The following is a 19,820-nucleotide window of genomic DNA, read 5'->3' on the forward strand; positions in this document are numbered from 1 at the left end:
CGGAATTCCGGTTTTGTCGGCGGCCCGAACTAGGGTTGTCGAGTGGCTGATCCATCGTCCTACCGCCCCGCCCCGGGGTCGATCCCCGACTCACCCGGCGTCTACCGCTTCAGCGATTCCGCCGGGCGGGTGATCTACGTCGGCAAGGCGAAGAACCTGCGCGCCCGCCTGTCGTCGTACTTCCAGGACGTCGTCAACCTGCACCCGCGGACGCAGGCGATGGTGACGACGGCGGCCAAGGTCGAGTGGACGGTCGTCGGAACCGAGGTCGAGTCGCTGCAGCTGGAGTACTCCTGGATCAAGGAGTACGACCCGCGGTTCAACGTGAAGTACCGCGACGACAAGTCGTACCCGTGGCTCGCGATCACCCTCGACGAGGAGTACCCGCGGGTGATGGTCGGCCGCGGCCAGAAGAAGAGGGGCGTCCGGTACTTCGGCCCCTACAGCCACGCCTGGGCGATCCGCGAGACCGTCGACCTGCTGCTCCGCGTCTTCCCGATGCGCTCCTGCAGCAAGGGCGTCTTCAACCGGCACCGCCAGATCGGCCGGCCCTGCCTGCTCGGCTACATCGGCAAGTGCGCCGCGCCCTGTACGGGCCAGGTCAGCCAGGAGGAGCACCGCCAGATCGTCGACGACTTCGCGGCGTTCCTGTCCGGCCAGACCGCGACGTACGTGCGCCGGCTGCAGAAGGAGATGCAGACCGCCGCGGCCGAGCTGGAGTACGAGCGGGCCGCGAAGATCCGCGACGACCTGGCCGCCCTGGAGAAGGCTCTCGCGAAGAACGCGGTCGTCCTCGGCGACGGTACCGACACCGACGTGATCGCCCTCAGCGAGGATCCGCTCGAGGTCGCCGTCCAGATCTTCTACGTCCGCGGCGGCCGGATCCGCGGCGAGCGCGGCTGGATCGCCGACAAGGCCGACGGCGCCGCGACCACCGGTGATCTGGTCTCCCGGTTCATCCAGCAGATGTACGCCGGCGACTCGGGGGATGCGATCCCGCGCGAGATCCTGGTCCCGACCATCCCGGACGACGTCCAGGCGCTGACCGAGTGGCTGGAGGAGACCCGGGGGACGCGGGTCGCGATCCGGGTCCCGCAGCGCGGTGACAAGAAGGCCCTGATGGAGACCGTCGAGCGCAACGCGCTGCAGACGCTCACGATGCACAAGACCAAGCGGGCCAGCGATCTGACCACCCGCAATCAGGCGCTGGAGGAGATCCAGGCCGGGCTCGACCTGCCCGAGGCGCCGCTGCGGATGGAGTGTTACGACGTCTCCAACCTGCAGGGCACCGAGGTGGTCGCCTCGATGGTCGTCTTCGAGGACGGCCTCCCGCGCAAGAGCGAGTACCGCCGGTTCGTGATCAAGGGCGTCGACGGGCAGAACGACGTCGCTTCGATCGCCGAGGTGCTGACCCGGCGCTTCAAGCGGATGATCGAGGACCGGGCCGGGATCCCCGAGGGGGAGGACCCGACCGCCTACCTGGTCGATCCGGAGACCGGCCGGGCGAAGAAGTTCGCCTACGCGCCGAGCCTGGTGGTCGTCGACGGCGGTCCGCCGCAGGTGGCCGCGGCCCGGGCGGCGCTCGACGAGCTCGGCCTCGGCGACATCCCGGTCTGCGGGCTGGCCAAACGGCTGGAGGAGGTCTGGATCCCCGACGACGAGGACCCGGTGATCTTCTCCCGGACGTCGGAGGGCCTGTACCTGCTGCAGCGGCTGCGCGACGAGGCGCACCGGTTCGCGATCACCCACCACCGCAACCGGCGCTCCAAGTCGATGGTCGAGAGCGTCCTGGACGACGTCCCGGGGCTGGGGGAGGTGCGGCGCAAGACGCTGCTGCGGCACTTCGGCTCGCTGAAGAAGCTGCGGTCGGCGACGATCGACGAGGTCGCCGGGCTGCCCGGTTTCGGCCGCCGGACGGCGGAGTCCGTCGTCCTGGCGGTTAACGCTGCGGCAACGAAGGCGGAAACCGGCAAGGCGCCCGCCATCAACATGACCACGGGCGAGATACTGGACGACGACGTCCCCGCAGCTGCCGGGACGCCCGACGGGGATCCAGGGAGAACAGAGAACTGATGGACGACACGAGCGGCAATCTGATCATCGTGACCGGGATGTCCGGCGCGGGGCGGAGTTCGGTCGCGGACGTGCTGGAGGACCTCGGCTGGTTCGTGGTCGACAACCTGCCGCCGATGTTCCTGACCACGATGGTCGAGCAGACGATCGGCACCGGTACGCAGCCCCGGCTCGCGGTCGTCGTCGACGTCCGGACCGGGATGTTCTTCGACGAGCTGAGCTCGGCGCTGCACGACCTGCGGGTCAAGGGCTACCGGCCGCTGACCCTGTTCCTGGAGGCCTCGGACGACGTGATCGTGCGCCGGCAGGAGGGCGTCCGCCGGCCGCACCCGCTGCAGGGCGAGGGCCGGCTGCTGACCGGGATCCAGCGCGAGCGCGAGTTGCTCGGCGACATCCGGGCGGGCGCCGACCTGGTCATCGACACCTCGAACATGAACATCCACCAGCTCGCCGCGAAGATCGTGAACGCCTTCGGCGACGAGGAGAACGCCGAGCTCCGGGCGACCGTGGTCTCGTTCGGCTTCAAGTACGGCATCCCGGTGGACGCCGACGTGGTCGCCGACATGCGCTTCATCCCGAACCCGTACTGGCAGCCCGACCTGCGCCCGATGACCGGCCAGGACAAACCTGTGTCAGACTTCGTGCTCGGCCATCCGCTGGCCCAGCAGTTCCTGCAGAACTACGTGGACGTGCTGGACACCCTGCGGACCGGCTACCTGAACGAGGGCAAGCGCTTCGTCACCGTCGCGATCGGCTGCACCGGGGGTAAGCACCGCAGCGTCGCGATGGCCGAGCAGATCGCCAAGAAGCTGCGTGAGAAAGGGTCGCCGACCTTGGTCGTACACCGAGATCTGGGCCGCGAGTGACGAGGACCCCCCGGGTTGTCGCACTAGGTGGGGGACACGGCCTGGCCGCGTCCCTCTCCGCACTTCGCAACGTCACCGATCAGCTGACCGCGATCGTCACGGTCGCCGACAACGGCGGCTCGTCCGGCCGGCTGCGCCAAGAGCTCGGCGTCCTGCCGCCGGGCGATCTGCGGATGGCGCTGGCCGCGCTGTGCCGCGACGACGAATGGGGCCGGACGTGGGCCGACGTCCTGCAGCACCGCTTCCGCAGTAACGGCGACCTGCACGACCACGCGGTCGGCAACCTGCTGATCGTCGCCCTGTGGGAGCTGCTCGGCGAGGCCGTCGACGGCCTCGACTGGGTCGCCCGCCTGCTCGGCGCCCAGGGCCGCGTGCTGCCGATGTCCGCCGTCCCGCTGGACATCACCGCCCGCGTGCTCGGTCTCGATCCCGACCGTCCGGAGACGATCACCGAGCTTCGCGGTCAGGCCGAGGTCGCGACCACCGACGGCCATGTCGTGGACGTCGCACTCGACCCGGCCGACCCGCCGGCCTGCCCCGAGGCGCTGGTCGCGGTCGCCGAGGCCGACTGGGTCGTCGTCGGCCCCGGCTCCTGGTTCACATCCGTCATCCCGAACCTGCTCGTCCCGGCGCTCTGCCGCGGCCTCGAGCAGACCAGCGCCCGCCGCCTGCTCACCCTCAACCTCGGCGAGCAGAAAGGCGAGACCGCCGGCTTCTCACCCGAGACCCACCTCGAGGTGCTCGCCGCGCACGCCCCCGACCTGCGTATCGACGTCGTCCTCGCCGACATCGGTCACGTCCCCGACCCCGAGTCGCTGCGCCGCAGCGCGGAGTCCCTCGGCGCGGAGCTGGTCGTCGCCGACATCGCCGACGACGACCGCCACCTCCATCACGCCCCCGACAAACTCACCAAGCTCTACCGCGAGCTCCTGGTCTAACTCGCGTCCACAGTGATCTTCTCGTCGTAGACCTTCGTCCCGTCGGCGTCGAACCCGCGGACCCGCACCTTCTTGAAGTTCTCACTCCCACCCGTCGTACCCCACAGGTAGTAGCCGTTCGCGATGGCGGCCCGCACGGGCCCGCTCGGCAGATCGACAATGATCTGCGCGACCCCGTCCGGAACCAGCGCCCAGTTCTCGAACGAGCTCTTCGTCGGATCACCGAACGTCCCATCGGCCTTCACGCCGCCGCGGGTGTAGTCGTAGGCGTTCGACTCGGCGCGGTAGCACCACGCGACCACGTTCTGGCCGGGGGAGACGAGTAGCGCCGTGAACCGCTGGTCGCCACCGACCTTGAGCGCCACCTTCCAGTCAGCGCTGATCCGCCCCGCGTCGTACGGCCGCCGGTCCTCGCCCGCAGTCGGCGGCGCAGGCTTCTGCGCCCCGCCCCCCGGCCCGTCGAAGTATGCGTCGTCCGGCTGCTTGCACCGGGCGCGGGTCTCCTCGTCGGTCAGCGGACTGAACGGAACGACGCCCAGCGGCTTCCCGTTCTCCGGATCCTTCGTCAGCACAGCCTTCGGCTCGACCGGCGCCGCCGTCCTGATCTTCACGTCCGCCGGAATCTGCGGCACAGTCGGGATCGGGATCGGCGTGTACTTCCACTCGTAGACCCGCTTGCCCTTGCCGTCGTACGCCCGGATCCGCCGGATCGACGGCGGTGGGAAGAACTTGCCGTCCTTGGGCTGCATGGCGGCCGGCCGGCCGAGTTCGGTCCAGGTCGGGTATCCGAGGCTGTAGAAGCCGCCAGGACCGACCAGGGCCTCCCGTGGGGCCTTCTCGTCACCGATGTTCACCAGTACGCGCGCGACGCCGGGAGCTGGGATCCGGGTGCCCCGGACGACCGCGATCGGCTGCCCGGCCAGGGCAGGGTCCCCGCCGTCGACCTCGCCCATCGGCTTCGTCGTGCTGTACCGGCCGTTGCTGCTCACCCGGTCGGTGTCCTTCACCGTGCACGAGGAGACGATCGACTCGTCGGGTGCGAGGAACAAGGCGGCGAGCTTACTCGTGTCGCCGGCTTTGACCACGACCTTCCAGCGGGCGTCGATCGGGCCGGCCTTGTCCACTCTGTCGGTGAACCTCTTGCTGAAGTCGACAGCCTCGACGTCACCCTGCCGGCAGCGTTTCAGAACCTCCGCGTCGGACAGCGTGCTGACCGGCGGCGGTGGCGTGGCCCGCGCGCCCGATTCGTCATCGGTGACGATGCCGGTCCGGGTGTCGACGGTGATACCGGCCGGGCCGTGGTCGGCGGTGAAGGTGCCGGACCAGGCGGTGACGCCGGTGATGACGGCGGCGGTGGTGAGGACGGCGGTGCCGGCGATGGCGAGGCGGGTGCGGCGGACCGAGCGGCGGCCGCGGTTCAGAAGATCGTCGAGGTCGGTGTCCAGGGGACGGTCGGTGTCATCGGCGGCGGCGGCCAGCAGGCGTTCGATGTCGTTGCTCATGAGGCGCTCCTCTCGGTCTGTTTCAGTAGGTTGCGGAGGCGGTCGAGACCGCGGGAGGTCTGCGATTTCACGCCGCCCGCGCTGACGCCGAGAATGTCGGCGGTCTGCTCGACGCTCAGGTCGTCGTAGTAGCGCAGGACGACGCACGCCCGTTGGCTCGGCGGCAACTGGGCCAGGGCCTCGATCACCAGCATCCGGTTGTCGACGCCGGGGACGGCGTCCGGCAGGACGAGGGCCGACTCGTCGGTCTCGTTCGGACGTTCGCGCCGCCACGGCTTCCGGCCCTGGTCGAGGACCGCGGTGACCACGCAGCGGTGCGCGTAGCTGTTGAGGCCGCCGATCCGGTCGATGCGGTTCCAGCGGCGGTACACCTTCACCAGGGCGTCCTGGGCCGCGTCCTCGGCACGGTGCCAGTCCCCACACATCAAGTACGCCGTACGGCGCAGTGGGCGGATCATCGTCGCGGCGAATTCGGTGAACTCGGCGTCGTCTCGTGCTCTCATTGCCCTCCTCTCGTGCTGTCGCCGAAGGAACGCAACCGGCAGGGTCGGAGGTTGCAGAAAATTTACCAGGGCCGACCGGGAGTGGGTGTGAGGTCGGGTCCCACAGCTGGAGCCCGGGCTCCAGGCAACCTGCGGGCACAGGTGCACCGTTGATCAGGTGCTAGGGAACGAGGGCGTGTCAGGCACCCCTGGCGCCGGTCGAGCCGGCCGGCCCCGCAGTCGATGACGCATGCCCGGATGCCGGCACGGGCTGGAACGGAGCAAGGTTGACGGACAGGAGTGCGCCACACGTGGCAATGGTCGTGGCCAACGACACGGCCAATGACACGCGGGTGCTCAAGGAGGCCGACGCGTTGGCGCGAGGTGGTGTCACGGTCACGTTGCTCGGTGTGGCGCGCGAGGGACCCGCCACGGTCGAGCGTCTGGAGAACGGCGTTCTCCGCGTGCTGGTCGAGGGCCGGTTCGTCCTGCGGGACGAGCGGATCAGGCGTCGGGGGCGCCGGCGGTCCGGGCGGCTGGTGACCGGCGAGCCGGTCGACGTGCTCGCGGCACGCTCCGCGCGGATCAACGCTCGCCTGGGCGACCTCAAGGCAGAGTCCGGCCATGCGGTGCGGCTGCGGAAAGCCGGGCTGGTCGGCATCGTGTCGTTCAAGGCCGCAGTGGCCCGCCGGTTGCTCGCGCGGAAGCGCTGGCAGGTCGCCCAGCTGAGCGTGGCGGCCCGGACGAAACTCGCCCGGCGGCAGCTGCGGTTGGCCAAGCAATGCTGGCGGGCATGGGACGCGCACCTTTCTCGCCACGACCGGAGGGTCAGCTGACGAACCGAGGTCCCGGAGGCCTACGACTACGAGGCCATGCTGGGGGTGGTGCTGGACCGGATCGAACCCGACGCGATCCACGCGCACGACATGCACATCATCGGTGTCGCGGCCCGCGCGTCGGGGCGGGCGAGTCTGCGCGGCCGCGAGGTCAGGACCGTGTACGACGCGCATGAGTACGTGCCCGGGCTCTCGCAGTACGGAGGGCGGTCGCCCCGCTTCATCGCGGCCTGGGCGGACCACGAGTCGGAGTACATCCGGCAGATGGACCGGGTGATCACCGTGAGCCCGGCGATCGCGCGGACCCTGCGGAAGAGGTACCGCCTTCCACTTGAACCGACCGTGGTGATGAACAGCCCGCCGTTGGCCGGCGACAGCGGCGCCGACGGTGGGGTGGTCGGCATCCGGGAGCGCATCGGCCTGCCGGACGAGACGCCGCTGATGGTGTACTCCGGCGGCATCACTCGTGCCCGTGGAGTCGAGACCGCGATCGAGGCGTTGCCGGAGCTGCCGGATGTGCACCTTGCCGTCGTCTGCGTACCGATGATCGCGATGCGTTCGGTGCTGGCGCTGAAGAAGCTGGCAGCGAAGGCCGGAGTCGAGGACCGGGTGCACTACCTCGAACCGGTGGCACCGGCCGAGGTCGTTCCCTTCTTGCGGTCGGCCGATGTCGGCCTGATCCCGATCCTGCGGTTCCCCAGTCACGAGATGGCCCTGCCGAACAAGGTCTTCGAGTACCTCTTCGCCGGCTTGCCGGTGGTGACGAGTGACATGCCGAGCATGCACGAGTTCGTCGGCCGGACCGGAATCGGCGAGGTCTTCACGGCGGAGGACCCGTACGACCTGGCGGTCGCCGTCCGGCAGGTGCTGGCCGCGCGGTCAACCTACTGCGCGAACGTTTCCGAGCCGAAGCTCCTCCAGGAGGTGTCGTGGGAGACGCAGTCGGTCCACCTCCGTGCGCTGTACGCCGATCTCCTCGGCACGGGCCTCGATCCGGCCCTGCCTCTCGAGGACGACCGGTTGGAGAAGGAGATCCGTGCCGTCCTCGGTGTGTGAAACGACCCCGAGCGGTGACCAGGCCCGATGAAGAGTCCTGACCCAGGAGAACAAATGCGTAGCCGTACGGACCTGCTGGTGCTGATGGTGGTCGCCGGCGACGTCGCCCACGACAGCCGCGTCCGCGAGGAAGCCGCGGCGCTGGCGATGGCCGGAGCGCAGGTGACGGTGCTCGGTGTCGCAGCCAACGGCTTGCCGTCGAAGGAGATCGTCGGGGGCGCGACGATCGTCCGGGTGGCGGTGCCGTACTCGCTGCGCGAGGAGCGCAAGCGCAGCCGTAAGGCGCAGCGGGACTGGCGCCCACCGCTGCTCGGCTACAAGCACGGCTCGACGTACGCGGCCCGCAACCAGCGGATCCGCGCGGGGCTGATGGAGGTCACAGCAGACTCGGGCACTGCGATCGGGCGGGCAACGGCCGGCCGGGGCAACCTGCTGACGTTCAAGGCCGGCGTCGCCGCACGGCTGCTCCGCAGGGCGCGCTGGCGGGCCGCACAGCGGGCGGCCTCAGTGCGCAAGCGCGTCGGCGCCTCGGCTGACAGGTCGTTCAAGTCCGGCTGGCGGGCGTACGACGGGTTGGTGCACCGGCTGCCCTGGCCTGCGCCGTGGCGCACGCTGCTTCCGGAGGCATTCGACCTGGAGACGGCGTTCGGCGGCCTGATCGATCGCCTGGAGCCGGATGTCGTGCATGCACACGGAGTCCACGTGATCGGTGTCGCGGTCCGCGCCGCCGGTCGCGCGAAGCTCGGTGGCCGTGACCTCAAGGTCGTGTACGACGCCCACGAGTACGTCGCCGGGCTGTCCCGGGCCGGCGCCCGGACCCGGCGCTCCGTCGCGGCCTGGGCGAACCACGAGGCGGAGTACATCGAAGCCGCCGACCGGGTGATCACGGTGAGCCCGGCCATCGCCGCCCGGCTGCAGCGCGAGCACCGGCTGCGGCACGAGCCGGCCGTCGTGCTGGAGATCCCCGATCCGGCCGACGTGTCGATCGAGGCGCCTAAGCTGCGCGCGCTGTACGCCGAGTTGACCGGCAAGCAGTTCGAGGTCGCCGCCGCGGGCGGCGCGAACACGAATCGGCACCTGTTGATCGGGCCGTTGAACAGCGCCGGCCAGGCCTACGAGTGGGCGAGCGCGGTCGAGCGGAACCTGTCGGGTATCACGGGGGAGTCGCTGTCCACGCGCAGCGCCGCCGCGTTCAGGTTCCGGGTGCACCGCGCCGGGACCGAGGAGCAGTACCGGTCCGACCTGCGCTGGCAGTTGGACCTGACCGCGCATGTGCTGCGCGACGTCACCCACGTGATCTTCGAGGCGGGGCGGACGATGCTCGGGGCGGTCCGCGGGCAGGTGTGGACCAGTGAAGTACCGATGCTCGACCAGGCCGGGATCAGGCACGCCGTGCTCTTCCACGGTTCGGAGATCCGTGACCCCGCTCTGCACCGGGCACGCCATCCCCACTCGCCGTTCAGGGATCCGAACGACGACCTGACCCAGCGGCTACAGGCGGCGAACGACCTGCTCCGCCGGCACCTGCAGGGCTACCGGGGTCCGGTCTTCGTCACCACGCCCGACCTGCTGGAGTTCGTGGACAACGGCATCTGGCTCCCGCTGACGGTCGATGTCGAGGGCTTCGCGTCGAACCGTCCGCTGCTCGATCGCAGGGTTCCGGTGGTCCTGCACGCCCCCACCTCGAGTGCGCTCAAGGGCTCGTCGTACGTCGATCCGGTGCTGGCCGACCTGGACGCACGTGGTCTGATCAATTACCAGCGGGTGCAGAACGTGGCACATGCGGAACTCGCCGAGCTGGTGAGGAACGCCGACATCGTCGTCGACCAGCTGCTGCTCGGCCTGTACGGCGTCTTCGCCTGTGAGGCCATGGCGGCCGGGCGAGTGACCGTCGGGTACGTCGGGGACCGGATCCGGTCCCGGTTGCCGACGGACCTGCCGATGGTGGAGGCGACGCCGGATGACCTGGCCGAGGTGATCGAGCGGCTGGTCCACGAACGTGACGAGGCCCGGATCATCGCCGACGCGGGCCCGCGCTATGTCCGGCACCTGCACGACGGCCGCAGATCGGCCGAGGTGCTGCTGCCGTTCCTGAACGGCGAGCTCGCGTAACGCCGTCGTGCCGGGCGCCGTTGGACGTTCTGCCTCGGGGTTCGCGACGGGGGTCTTTGACAACGGTGGGAGGATGCCTTCTATGGCGATGACAGCACAGGTGAAGTCCGAACTGACCAGTATCCAGGTGACGAAACCCTGCTGCCGCAAGGCCGAGGTCTCGTCGGTGCTGCGGTTCGCGGGCGGTCTGCACCTGGTCTCCGGCCGGATCGTCGTCGAGGCCGAGCTGGACAGCGGCGCCGCGGCGCGCCGGTTGCGCAAGGACATCGCCGAGATCTTCGGCCACCCGTCGGACGTCGTCGTGATCTCCCCGTCGGGGATCCGCAAGCAGACCAAGTACGTCGTCCGCGTCGTGCGCGACGGCGACGCGCTGGCCCGCCAGACCGGCCTGGTCGACAACCGCGGCCGTCCGGTTCGCGGGCTGCCGCCGGCTGTGGTGTCGGGCGCTTCGTGTGACGCGGTCGCGGCCTGGCGCGGCGCCTTCCTGGCGCACGGCTCGCTGACCGAGCCCGGGCGGTCGTCGTCCCTCGAGGTCACCTGCCCGGGGCCGGAGGCGGCGCTGGCGCTGGTCGGCGCGGCCCGGCGGCTGGGGATCGGCTCGAAGGCTCGGGAGGTGCGGAATGTCGACCGCGTGGTCATTCGCGACGGCGACGCGATCGGCGCGCTGCTGACCCGTCTCGGCGCGCACGAGTCCGTCCTCGCCTGGGAGGAGCGCCGGATGCGCCGCGAGGTGCGCGCCACGGCGAACCGGCTGGCCAACTTCGACGACGCGAACCTGCGCCGTTCCGCCCGCGCCGCGGTCGCTGCCGGCGCCCGGGTCGAGCGCGCGCTGGAGATCCTCGGCGACGACGTCCCCGATCATCTGCAGGTCGCCGGCAAGCTGCGGCTGGAGCACAAGCAGGCCAGTCTCGAGGAGCTCGGCCAGCTGCACGAGCCCGCCCTGACCAAGGACGCCGTCGCCGGCCGGATCCGCCGCCTGCTGGCGATGGCCGACAAGCGCGCGTCCGATCTCGGCATCCCGAACACCGAGGCGAACCTGACCCCGGAGATGCTCGACCCGGCCTGAACACCTGCGGTACCACTGGTATTCACCGATCGGCCCCGGGAACTTCCCGGGGCCTTTCCGTGCCTGGCTGGTCTGGACCACGACTGACGGCTCGCCGGGGGTGGTCTGCTGTGGATAGCACCAGTTGGCCGAGTGGGCGGTTGGGCTAGTGTTCGGGGTGAAGAGCAGTGCTGGACCGCTAGTTCGAGGAGACGTAGTCCCGTGACCGTACGCGTAGGTATCAACGGCTTCGGCCGGATCGGCCGTAACTTCTTCCGCGCCGTGCAGGCGTCCGGTGCCGACATCGAGGTCGTCGCCGTCAACGACCTGACCGACAACCAGACCCTCGCCCACCTGCTCAAGTACGACTCGATCCTGGGCCGTTTCCCGGGTGACGTGTCCGCGACCGACACCGACATCACCGCCGGCGGTCACAGCTTCAAGGCGTTCGCCGAGCGCGACCCGGCCAACCTGAAGTGGTCGGACGTCGGCGCCGACGTCGTGATCGAGTCGACCGGTTTCTTCACCGACGCGACCAAGGCCAAGACGCACGCCGACAACGGCGCCAAGAAGGTCATCATCTCCGCCCCGGCGAAGAACGAGGACCTCACCGTCGTCATGGGCGTGAACCACGAGCTGTACGACGCCGAGAAGCACACCGTGATCTCGAACGCGTCCTGCACCACGAACTGCCTCGCCCCGATGGCCAAGGCCATCCACGACGAGTTCGTCATCGAGCGGGGCCTGATGACCACGGTCCACGCCTACACCCAGGACCAGAACCTGCAGGACGGCCCGCACAGCGACCTGCGGCGCGCCCGCGCCGCCGCGCTGAACGTCGTCCCGACCTCGACCGGCGCCGCCAAGGCGATCGGCCTGGTCATGCCGGAGCTCAAGGGCAAGCTGGACGGGTACGCGCTGCGCGTGCCGATCCCCACCGGCTCGGCCACCGACCTGACCGTGAACGTCGGCCGCGAGACCACCGCCGAGGAGGTCAACGCCGTCGTCAAGGCCGCGGCCGAGGGCGCGCTCAAGGGTTTCCTGCGCTACACCGAGGACCCGATCGTCTCCAGCGACATCGTCACCGACCCGGCGTCCTGCATCTTCGACGCCGGCCTGACCAAGGTCCTGGGCAACCAGGTCAAGGTCGTCGGCTGGTACGACAACGAGTGGGGCTACTCCAACCGCCTCGTCGACCTGGTCAACTACGTCGGTAAGTCCCTCTGACGTTCTCTTCGGTCCCGTGACGTCCGGGGAACCGCGGTCCTGCACCCCGGTTCTCCGGACGTTGTCTTGAACAGGAAGCAGATTCGTGAAGACCATCGAAGATCTCGGCGACCTGGCCGGTCAGCGGGTGCTCGTCCGCTCCGACCTGAACGTACCGATCAAGAACGACGTGATCGGCGACGACGGCCGCATCCGCGCCTCGCTGCCGACGCTGGTGAAGCTGGCCAAGGCCGGCGCCAAGGTGATCGTGACCGCGCACCTCGGCCGCCCGAAGGGCACCCCGAACCCGGAGTTCACGCTGGCCCCGGTCGCCAAGCGGCTCGGCGAGCTGCTGGCCGCCGAAGGCATCACCGTCCACTTCGCCACCGACGTGACCGGCGACTCGGCGCAGTCCGCCGTCCAGGACCTCGACGAGGGTGAGGTGCTGCTGCTGGAGAACGTCCGGTACGACGCCCGCGAGGAGAGCAAGGACGAGGCGCAGCGCGATCAGCTGGCCGACGAGCTCGCGGCGCTGGCCGACGTGTTCGTCAGCGACGGCTTCGGCGTCGTGCACCGCAAGCAGGCCAGCGTGTACGACGTCGCCGGCAAGCTCCCGCACGCTGCCGGCGGCCTGGTGCTCGCCGAGGTCGACGTCCTGAAGAAGCTGACCGAGGAGCCCGCGCGGCCGTACGTCGTCGTCCTCGGCGGCGCCAAGGTCTCGGACAAGCTGGCCGTGATCGACAACCTGCTGGCCAAGGCCGACAAGCTGCTGATCGGCGGCGGCATGGTCTTCACGTTCCTCAAGGCGCAGGGCCACGAGGTCGGCAAGAGCCTCCTCGAGGAGGACCAGCTGGACGTCGTCCGCGGGTACCTCGAGGAGGCCGGCGACAAGATCGTGCTGCCGACCGACATCGTGGTCGCGCCGGAGTTCAAGGCCGACTCGCCCGCGACCGTCGTCGCCGCCGACGCGATCCCGGCCGACCAGCTCGGTCTGGACATCGGCCCGGAGTCCGCGAAGGCGTTCGCCGCCGAGGTCGCGGCCGCGAAGACGGTGTTCTGGAACGGCCCGATGGGCGTCTTCGAGATGGCGGCCTTCGCGGGTGGAACCAAGGCTGTCGCGCAGGCGTTGACCGAGGTAGATGGCCTGAGTGTCGTCGGCGGCGGTGACTCCGCGGCCGCCGTCCGGCAGCTAGGCTTCGCCGACGATGCGTTCGGCCACATCTCCACCGGTGGCGGCGCATCCCTCGAGTACCTGGAGGGCAAGGAGCTCCCGGGACTCGCCGTACTGGAAGAGGACTGAGCTGATGGCAGAAGCTGCCCGTACGCCCTTGATGGCGGGCAACTGGAAGATGAACCTCAACCACGTCGAGGCCGTGCACCTGCTGCAGAAGCTGTCGTGGACGCTGCAGGACAAGAAGCACGACTTCGCGCGCGTCGAGGTGGCGGTGCTGCCGCCGTTCACCGACATCCGCAGCGTGCAGACGCTGGTCGACGGTGACCGGATGAAGATCAGGTACGGCGCCCAGGACATCTCCGCCAAGGACGCCGGCGCCTACACCGGTGAGATCTCGGGCGCGATGCTGAGCAAACTCGGCTGTGCGTACGTCCTGACCGGGCACTCCGAGCGCCGGCAGTACCACGGCGAGGACGACGCGCTCGTCAACGCCAAGACCGCGAAGGCGCTCGAGGCCGGGCTGATCCCGATCGTGTGCGTCGGCGAGGGGCTCGAGGTCCGCAAGGCCAACGGCCAGGTCGAGCACGTACTGGCCCAGGTCGACGCGGCGCTGGCCGGCCTGAAACAGGACGACGTCCGCAAGCTCGTGATCGCCTACGAGCCGGTCTGGGCGATCGGCACCGGTGAGGTCGCGACGCCGGAGGACGCGCAGGAGGTGAACTCCGCCATCCGCGCGCGGATCGAGGAGACGATTTCACCCTCGGTCGCCGACTCGGTACGGATTCTTTACGGCGGATCGGTGAAGATGGCCAGCGCAGGTGGCATCATGGCCCAACCGGATGTCGACGGCTGTCTGGTTGGGGGCGCGAGCCTCCAGGTGGACGAGTTCGCCGGCATCTGCCGTTACCTGGACCTTCAGTTAGGCTACTCCTCGTGATTCTCGCTTTCTCGATCGTAGTGATCATCTGCAGCCTCATCCTCACGCTCCTCGTGCTGCTGCACAAAGGCCGTGGCGGTGGTCTCTCGGACCTGTTCGGTGGCGGTGTGTCGTCCAGCCTGGGCGGCTCGTCGGTGGCCGAGCGGAACCTGGACCGCATCACGATCGGCGTCGGCCTGATCTGGTTCGCCGCCATCGTGGCCCTCGGCCTGCTCTACAAAATCGGCTGAGGAGAGTAGGTTCCCGTGGCTGGTGGTGGTAGTGCGATTCGCGGCAGCCGGGTCGGCGCCGGACCGATGGGCGAGGCGGAGCGCGGCGACACCGCGCCCCGGCAGCGTGTCGTGTTCTTCTGTGCCAACGGGCACGAGACGGCGACCGTGTTCGCGGTCGACGCCGCCGTCCCGGAGGCGTGGGACTGTCCGCGGTGCGGTCTGCCGACCAGCACCGATGTGAACAACCCGCCCCCGCCGACGAAGATCGAGCCCTACAAGACCCACCTGGCCTACGTGAAGGAGCGGCGCTCCGAATCGGAGGCGGCCGAGATCCTCGAAGAGGCCCTGGAGAAGCTCCGCGCGCGGCGTGCCCGCGGCGAAGTCATCTTCTGATTTCAGCAGTCGGCAACCCGGATCGGTCCTCGTGACCGCTCCGGGTTGTCGCGTTGTGTGTGGGGCGGCTGACGCCTAGTAGGGTCGGTCCATGAAGCCTTCGATCGCGCCCGTCCGCTGGACTCCGCCGCCCGCCGACCCGGTCCGGCACCCGAGCGGCTTCGACGTGATGACGGTCGACGTCCCCGGGCACGGTCCGGAGGACGCGCTGATCGACGCGGACGGGAACGTCCTGACCGGCCTGGTGGACGGTCGCATCCTGCGGGTGAGCGCCGACGGCCTGAAGATCGAAACGCTGGCCGACACCGGTGGCCGGCCCCTCGGGCTGGAGTGGCTGCCCGACGGCAAGGTCCTGATCTGTGACGCCAACCGCGGCCTGCTCACGCTGGACGCCGACGGCCGCGTCGCGACCCTGCTGGCCGCGATCGACGGCGTCCCGATGCGCTTCTGCAACAACGCCGCCGTCGCCCCCGACGGCACCATCTACTTCACCGACTCCTCGACCCGCTTCGGCTTCGAGCACTGGAAAGCGGACCTCCTCGAGCACTCCGCCACCGGCAGCCTCTACCGCCGTACCCCGGACGGCGCCGTCACCCGCCTGGCCGCCAACCGCGCCTTCCCCAACGGCGTAGCCCTGTCCGCCGACGCCGGCACCGTCTTCTGGGCCGAGACCGCGGCGTACGCCGTCCGGAAACTCGACCTGACCACCCCAGGCGCCGAGCCCGAGCTCCTCACCCGGATCCCCGGCCTCCCCGACAACATCTCCACCGGCTCCGACGGCCTCATCTGGGTCACCATCGGCTCCCCCCGCAACACCCTCCTGGACGCCCTCCTCCCCAAGGCCCCCATCCTCCGCAAACTCGTCTGGTCCCTCCCCGAAGCCCTCCAACCAGCCGCCGCCGACATCATCGAGATCCAGGCCTACACCGAATCCGGCGCCCTCGTCCACGACCTCCGCACCACCCACCCCGCCTTCCGCATGCCCACCGGCATCCGCGAACGCAACGGCACCCTCTGGCTCTCCAGCATCGGCACCACAACCCTCGCCACCTGCCCCACCCCAACCTCCTGAGCCCAGCCCGTCGGGCGGGGGTTCAGTTGATTTGCCAGGAGCGTTTGGAGAGGCCGTACCAGAAGCCGTCGACGACGGTTTGGGCGGTGGAGAGGTGGGTGGCGGCGCCGGCGGCGAAGTTCAGCTCCCGCAGATTGTGGGTGGTGAAACCGCTGCCGATGATGAGGACGCCCTGGTCGCGCAGCGGGGCGAGCTTCTGGCCGAGGCGGAAGAGCTCGGTCGGGTCGAGGGTGGGCATCGAGACCTGGAGGACCGGGACGTCGGCGTCCGGGTACATCTCCTTCAGCGGGACGTATGCGCCGTGGTCGAGCCCGCGGTTCGGGTCGTCGTAGACGGGGGTGCCGGGGGAGCGCAGTAGTTTGCGGACCTGGTCGGCGAGCTCGGGTGCGCCCGGAGCGGCGTACTGGACTTCGTAGTAGTGCTGCGGGAAGCCGTAGAAGTCGTACAGCAGTGGGACGGTGGACGTCGCGGCGAGGGTCAGCGGCGCCGCCTCCCAGTGCGCGGAGACGATCAGGATCGCGGTCGGGCGGGTGAGCCCGGCCGAGACCGCCGCCAGTTCGGAAGTCCAGCGGCGGTCGTCGGCCAGCGGGGGAGCGCCATGGCTCAGGTACAGCACCGGGGTCGAAGTCATACCCTCAACAATATAGTTGAGAGCTCAATTTATTCCTCCTTGGTCGGCTCGACGACCAGTGCGAAGTCGTCACCGTGCTGGCTGACCCCTTCGATCACCGCCGCCTCGACCGCCTCCGAGCCGATCGCATGCCGCAGCATCAACGGGTCCGTCCGCAGATCCTTGACCAGCGCGACCGCCAGCCCGACCATCACGAGCGCGAACGGCAGCGCGGCCACGATCGTCACGTTCTGCAGGCCTTGTAACGCATCCGAACCGCCTCCGCCCGCGAGCAGCATGACCGCCGCGACGGCGCCGGTCAGCACACCCCAGAACACGACCAGCGGCTTCTTCGGCTCGATCGCGCCCCGCTCCGACAGCGTCCCCATCACGATCGACGCGGCGTCCGCGCCGGAGACGAAGAAGATCGCCACCAAGAGGACGACGAGGGTCGTCGTGACCGCCGGCCACGGGATCTGGTCGAGCATCCCGAACAGCTGTCCCTCGGTCGTCGACTGCCCGGCGATATCCGTCCCGTCGCGCTGGATGGAGATCGCCGTCCCGCCGAAGATGCAGAACCACAGCACGCTGACCAGCGACGGCACCAGCAGGACCCCCGTGACGAACTGCCGGATCGTGCGCCCGCGGCTGATCCGCGCGATGAACATCCCGACGAACGGCGTCCACGAGATCCACCAGGCCCAGTAGAAGACCGTCCAGCCGGACAGCCACTCGGCCATCGCGTCGCCGCCGCTCGCCTCCGTCCGCGCGGCCATGTCGGCCAGGTCGCGGAAGTAGTCGCCGATCGCGGTCGGCACCAGATTCAGGATCAGCACCGTCGGGCCGACCACGAACACAAACAGGGCCAGGACGACGGCCAGCACCATGTTGATATTCGACAACCACTGGATGCCCTTCGCGACCCCCGACACCGCCGACGCGACGAACGCCGCGGTCAGAACGGCGATCACCCCGACCAGGACGCCGTTGCCGGTCGTGTCGAGCCAGCCGAGGATCCGCACCCCGGAGCCGATCTGCAGCGCCCCGAGCCCGAGGGACGCCGCCGACCCGAACAGCGTCGCGAAGATCGCGAGCCCGTCGATCACCTTCCCGATCGGGCCTTCGGTCCGCCGTCCGAGCAGCGGCTGGAACGCCGCGCTGATCAGCTGCGAGCGGCCACGCCGAAAGGTGCCGTAGGCAATGGCGATCCCGACGACCGCGTAGATCGCCCACGGGTGCAGCGTCCAGTGGAACAGCGTCGTCGCCATCGCGGTCTCGAGCGCGTCGGACGTCTCGGCCTGGCTGGTGCCGGGCGGGGGAGCGACGAAGTGCGAGAGCGGCTCGCTGACGCCGAAGAACATCAGGCCGATCCCCATCCCGGCGCTGAACATCATCGCCACCCAGGAGACGGTCTTGAACTCCGGCTGTTCGTCGTCCGCGCCGAGCGGGATCCGCCCGTACCGGCCGGCGGCCAGCCAGATCACGTAGACGACGAACCCGGAGGCCAGCAGGACGAACAGCCAGCCGGTGTTCTTCTCCACCCAGCCCAGCGCCGAGGTGGACGCCGTCCCGAGGCCGGCGGCGTCGACGATGCCCCAGGCAACGAATGCGAGGGCGACGACGGCGGTGATCCCGAAGGTGATCCGGTCGAGCCCGGCGCCGCGACTTCGGCTGCCGGGCGGTGGTGGTACCGCGAGTGCGGGGTGCTGATCGGTGTCGAGGGGTTCTGCCGGGCTGTCGATGTCGATCGCCACAGGTGATTCACGCCTCGCTTCGGCGCGCCTCCATTTCGTCAGGTCGGGGGAACTGCCTTACGACCGTGTCGAAGATCGTGGCAAAACGCAACAATCGTGGTTTCCGACACACCGACTAAGGTGCGAGGTATGCGATTTGGGATCACCATCCTGCCGGAGTACCGGTGGAAGGATGCGGAGCGGCGGTGGCGGAAGGCCGAGGAACTCGGTTTCGACCACGCCTGGACCTATGACCACCTGACCTGGGGAGGCCTGCAGGATTCGCCCTGGTACGGGACGACGCCGACGCTGACGGCGGCCGCGCTCGTCACGTCGACGATGCGCCTCGGCACCTTCGTCACCTCGCCGAACTTTCGCCATCCGCTCGCGCTGACCCGCGAGATCCTTGCCCTGGACGACATCTCCGACGGCCGGTTCCTGTGCGGGATCGGCGCCGGCGGCGGGATCGACACCACCATCCAGGGCGGCCCCGAGCTCGGCCCGCGCGCGAAGGTCGACCGGCTCACCGAGTTCGTCGAGCTGCTCGACACTCTGCTCACCACTGACGGCGTCGACCACAAGGGCGAGTATTTCGAGACCCGCAACGCCCGCACGCTCCCCGGCTGCATCCAGCAGCCGCGCGTCCCGTTCGTGATGGCCGCCAACGGCCCGCGCTCGCTCCGCCTGGCCGCCAAGTACGGCGCCGGCTGGGTCACCACCGGCCGCAAGGCCGACGACCTGGACAGCTGGTTCGCCGGCGTCACCGACCTCAAACACCGCCTGGACGACGTCGTCGGCGACCGCCCGTTCGACCGCTACCTGTCCATCGACAACGGCGCCTACGCCCTGTCGAGCGTCGCCGCCTTCGAGGACATCGTCGGCCGCGCCGCCGCCCTCGGCTTCACCGACGTGATCACCCACTACCCCCGCGCCGACGGCATCTACGCCGGCGACGAAGACCTGCTCGAGCAGATCGCCACCGAGATCGTCCCGCGTTTCCGCTGACCCGCTCCCGGCAAGCACTGCATGCTGACAGCAAGCGCTGCATGCTCACAGCAAGCGAAAGGGCCGCCCATCCGAAGATGTGCGGCCCTTCCGTTCAGTACGAGAAAGGCTGATCCGAAGATCAGATCGGGCGGATGTTCTCCGCCTGAAGGCCCTTCTGGCCCTGGGTGATCTCGAACTCGACGCGCTGGTTCTCGTCCAGCGAGCGGAAGCCCGAGGTCTGGATGGCCGAGTAGTGCGCGAACACGTCCGCGCCACCGTCATCCGGGGTGATGAAGCCGAAGCCCTTGTCAGCGTTGAACCACTTGACAGTACCGACAGCCATTTGTGTCTATCTCCTTGATGGCTTGTAACAAACCGCGACCCACACCTCATGAGCCACGTGTCGCCGAAAGGCCCCAGACGACAGAACCGGCCGTACAGCACAGCGAAAGTCAGTGGGAGTCCAAAACTGCAACGCGATAACTGTAGCCGATCTGCGGCCACGCGGAAGGGGTGATCGCGAACACGTGTCGCTGATTGTCGCCGGTTGCCACGCTCCGTGAGCACCCGAATTCACCCGCCCGGA

The 19,820-nt window shown here is 69.2% G+C and carries 19 protein-coding genes; 14 read left to right on the forward strand and 5 right to left on the reverse strand.

The window, feature by feature from the left end; genetic code table 11:
- Positions 1–42: 42 nt before the first annotated feature.
- From uvrC to ACZ6ZD_RS27645, 3 genes are read left to right on the forward strand one after another with little or no spacing between them, the layout of a single operon-like run.
- Positions 43–2,073, forward strand: a complete 2,031-nt coding sequence (uvrC, locus tag ACZ6ZD_RS27635) for an excinuclease ABC subunit UvrC (protein ID WP_465676828.1) — start codon at positions 43–45, stop codon at positions 2,071–2,073.
- Complete coding sequence (rapZ, locus tag ACZ6ZD_RS27640; protein WP_465676829.1) at positions 2,073–2,939, forward strand: RNase adapter RapZ; 867 nt, start codon at positions 2,073–2,075, stop codon at positions 2,937–2,939. Before uvrC ends, rapZ begins: the two co-directional genes overlap by 1 nt.
- Positions 2,936–3,877, forward strand: a complete 942-nt coding sequence (locus ACZ6ZD_RS27645; protein WP_465676830.1) for a gluconeogenesis factor YvcK family protein — start codon at positions 2,936–2,938, stop codon at positions 3,875–3,877. Before rapZ ends, ACZ6ZD_RS27645 begins: the two co-directional genes overlap by 4 nt.
- On the opposite strand, the gene ACZ6ZD_RS27650 is transcribed toward ACZ6ZD_RS27645, so the two are convergent.
- Complete coding sequence (locus tag ACZ6ZD_RS27650) at positions 3,874–5,379, reverse strand: hypothetical protein (RefSeq protein WP_465676831.1); 1,506 nt, start codon at positions 5,377–5,379, stop codon at positions 3,874–3,876. The genes ACZ6ZD_RS27645 and ACZ6ZD_RS27650 overlap by 4 nt on opposite strands.
- Positions 5,376–5,882 (reverse strand): SigE family RNA polymerase sigma factor, encoded by a 507-nt coding sequence (locus tag ACZ6ZD_RS27655; protein WP_465676832.1) that lies wholly within the window; start codon positions 5,880–5,882, stop codon positions 5,376–5,378. The genes ACZ6ZD_RS27650 and ACZ6ZD_RS27655 overlap by 4 nt, the downstream gene beginning before the upstream one ends.
- Before the next feature lie 290 nt (positions 5,883–6,172).
- On the opposite strand from ACZ6ZD_RS27655, the gene ACZ6ZD_RS27660 reads away from it, so the two are divergent.
- The 10 genes from ACZ6ZD_RS27660 to ACZ6ZD_RS27705 all read left to right on the forward strand — a co-directional run bounded on the left by ACZ6ZD_RS27660 (position 6,173) and on the right by ACZ6ZD_RS27705 (position 15,904).
- Positions 6,173–6,697, forward strand: a complete 525-nt coding sequence (locus ACZ6ZD_RS27660; protein ID WP_465676833.1) for a hypothetical protein — start codon at positions 6,173–6,175, stop codon at positions 6,695–6,697.
- Positions 6,698–6,733: 36 nt separating this feature from the next.
- Entirely contained in the window at positions 6,734–7,753 is a 1,020-nt protein-coding gene (locus ACZ6ZD_RS27665) for a glycosyltransferase family 4 protein (protein WP_465676834.1), read from the forward strand.
- A gap of 54 nt (positions 7,754–7,807) precedes the next feature.
- A complete protein-coding gene (locus ACZ6ZD_RS27670; protein WP_465676835.1) occupies positions 7,808–9,865 on the forward strand; it encodes a glycosyltransferase in 2,058 nt (685 codons plus the stop codon).
- 82 nt (positions 9,866–9,947) lie between these two features.
- Positions 9,948–10,931 (forward strand): DNA-binding protein WhiA, encoded by a 984-nt coding sequence (gene whiA / locus ACZ6ZD_RS27675; protein ID WP_171673147.1) that lies wholly within the window; start codon positions 9,948–9,950, stop codon positions 10,929–10,931.
- Positions 10,932–11,132: 201 nt separating this feature from the next.
- Positions 11,133–12,137 carry a type I glyceraldehyde-3-phosphate dehydrogenase gene (gap, locus tag ACZ6ZD_RS27680; protein ID WP_465676836.1) on the forward strand — a complete coding sequence of 335 codons (1,005 nt, stop codon included), beginning with the start codon at positions 11,133–11,135 and terminating at the stop codon, positions 12,135–12,137.
- A gap of 85 nt (positions 12,138–12,222) precedes the next feature.
- Positions 12,223–13,416, forward strand: a complete 1,194-nt coding sequence (locus tag ACZ6ZD_RS27685; RefSeq protein WP_465676837.1) for a phosphoglycerate kinase — start codon at positions 12,223–12,225, stop codon at positions 13,414–13,416.
- Between the two features lie 4 nt (positions 13,417–13,420).
- A complete protein-coding gene (gene tpiA / locus ACZ6ZD_RS27690) occupies positions 13,421–14,227 on the forward strand; it encodes a triose-phosphate isomerase (protein WP_465676838.1) in 807 nt (268 codons plus the stop codon).
- On the forward strand, positions 14,224–14,457 hold the full coding sequence (gene secG / locus ACZ6ZD_RS27695) for a preprotein translocase subunit SecG (RefSeq protein ID WP_465676839.1): 234 nt from the start codon (positions 14,224–14,226) through the stop codon (positions 14,455–14,457). The genes tpiA and secG overlap by 4 nt, the downstream gene beginning before the upstream one ends.
- A 15-nt stretch (positions 14,458–14,472) precedes the next feature.
- Positions 14,473–14,832, forward strand: coding sequence for an RNA polymerase-binding protein RbpA (locus ACZ6ZD_RS27700; protein ID WP_171673152.1), 360 nt, complete (start codon positions 14,473–14,475; stop codon positions 14,830–14,832).
- A gap of 91 nt (positions 14,833–14,923) precedes the next feature.
- Positions 14,924–15,904, forward strand: coding sequence for an SMP-30/gluconolactonase/LRE family protein (locus tag ACZ6ZD_RS27705; protein WP_465676840.1), 981 nt, complete (start codon positions 14,924–14,926; stop codon positions 15,902–15,904).
- A gap of 22 nt (positions 15,905–15,926) precedes the next feature.
- Here ACZ6ZD_RS27705 and ACZ6ZD_RS27710 read toward each other — a convergent pair whose 3' ends face one another.
- The gene (locus tag ACZ6ZD_RS27710; RefSeq protein ID WP_465676841.1) at positions 15,927–16,535 is read right to left on the reverse strand and encodes a dioxygenase family protein; all 609 of its coding nucleotides are present in this window, start codon (positions 16,533–16,535) and stop codon (positions 15,927–15,929) included.
- Between the two features lie 29 nt (positions 16,536–16,564).
- Positions 16,565–18,268, reverse strand: a complete 1,704-nt coding sequence (locus ACZ6ZD_RS27715; RefSeq protein WP_465676842.1) for a BCCT family transporter — start codon at positions 18,266–18,268, stop codon at positions 16,565–16,567.
- Positions 18,269–18,397: 129 nt separating this feature from the next.
- On the opposite strand from ACZ6ZD_RS27715, the gene ACZ6ZD_RS27720 reads away from it, so the two are divergent.
- On the forward strand, positions 18,398–19,252 hold the full coding sequence (locus tag ACZ6ZD_RS27720) for an LLM class flavin-dependent oxidoreductase (RefSeq protein WP_465676843.1): 855 nt from the start codon (positions 18,398–18,400) through the stop codon (positions 19,250–19,252).
- Positions 19,253–19,373: 121 nt separating this feature from the next.
- On the opposite strand, the gene ACZ6ZD_RS27725 is transcribed toward ACZ6ZD_RS27720, so the two are convergent.
- Complete coding sequence (locus tag ACZ6ZD_RS27725) at positions 19,374–19,577, reverse strand: cold-shock protein (protein WP_012921273.1); 204 nt, start codon at positions 19,575–19,577, stop codon at positions 19,374–19,376.
- Between the last annotated feature and the right edge of the window lie 243 nt (positions 19,578–19,820).

It is taken from the genome of Kribbella sp. NPDC104218 (genome assembly GCF_055584105.1).